Origin of the sequence: Spirulina sp. 06S082, from assembly GCF_034932145.1 — a bacterium.
In the GTDB taxonomy this organism is placed as follows: Bacteria; Cyanobacteriota; Cyanobacteriia; order Cyanobacteriales; family Spirulinaceae; genus CCY15215.
Genome location: NZ_JAYGHV010000265.1, coordinates 1 through 1,206, shown reverse-complemented (window position 1 = coordinate 1,206; position 1,206 = coordinate 1). Strand labels below are relative to the sequence as shown.

Genomic DNA, 1,206 nt, shown 5'->3' with positions numbered 1-1,206 from the left:
CGGAATGCCTAATTCGCGAGCCAAAATAGCACCGTGACTGGTGAGATTTCCTTGCTCGAGAACTAATCCTGCGGCTTGTTTAAGCAAAGGAAACCAATAAGATTCTAGGGTTTTGGCCACTAAGATTTCCCCAACGGAAATTTCTTGATGTAAATCATCGGGAGAAGTCAGCACGCGCACTGGGGCGATCGCGCGTCCTGGAGAAGCACTCACCCCGGTCACAAGGGGAAGTGAAAGGGTAGAAGAAATAGGGGCAGAAACCTGCTGTTCCTCGTTCCACTGCACGAGATAGAGTTGAGGTGTTTTTGCTGTCCGAGATAAGACCCATTCCCAAGAAAAATTCTTGCTTTTCTCCAATTGTATTCTTTGGGTGAGAGTCAGAATTTGCGAGAGTACGGCTCGATCTAAAACATAATTTTCCTGCTCTTCTTCTGGAAGCGATCGGTTTTCCAGGCAATTCGTCGATGAAAGCAGGGGTTTCTCTCTGACATAGCACTCCCGCGTTTTACGACCGGGATCTTGAGCCTCAATCTCTTTTGTGACTGCATTAACGCGATAGGTTTCCAGTTCCACTTCCCCTCGTATCCAACTGTAACCCAGTCCCCGTGTCGCTTCAATTTGCCATTGCGTGGAGTCAGCAACAACTCTTCCCGAAGCGATCGCCTCCTCCATTGGCTGCACCAAAATCGCCATTTGAATGCGATCGAGTTCGATCCCCGCGCGTTGCCAATAGAACAAACTTTTGGCTCGAAAAAGCTCGCTCCAAACCTGTTTGAGGGCATTCTCAAAAGATTGGGGTTCGCACCAACAGACTTGCGATCGCCAAATTCCTCGAATCGGAGAAGGAACTGTATCGAAAATGGCTAAGGAAGGACGTAAAATCAAAGCCGGCGTAGATAATTTGCCTGCCGCGACTAGGAATTCATCGAGCCATTGAGACGGTAGCGGAACTGTTTGGATATCCTGACAAATATTACGAGCAAGTTGTTGCAGGGCGCGAAAATCTTTGACATCAATGTGGAGGGAAGAACCCGAAAGATCCGTCAAGATGGGTTTGGACTCTCCCGGAATCATTAAAAATTGTTGCCATACTGTCGTCGCGATCGCAAATCCTGGCGGGATCGGATAACCTTGCTGACACAATTGGCTCAACACAAAGGCTTTTTCTCCCACTCGAGAGCGTTGGGAGGGTTGAATGCAATCGAG

At 48.5% G+C, this 1,206-nt stretch carries 1 protein-coding gene; it reads right to left on the bottom strand.

The window, feature by feature from the left end:
- Nucleotides 1-1,206, bottom strand: a 1,206-nt coding sequence (locus VB714_RS15490; protein ID WP_323225532.1) for a PEP/pyruvate-binding domain-containing protein, incomplete at both ends; no start/stop codon positions are given.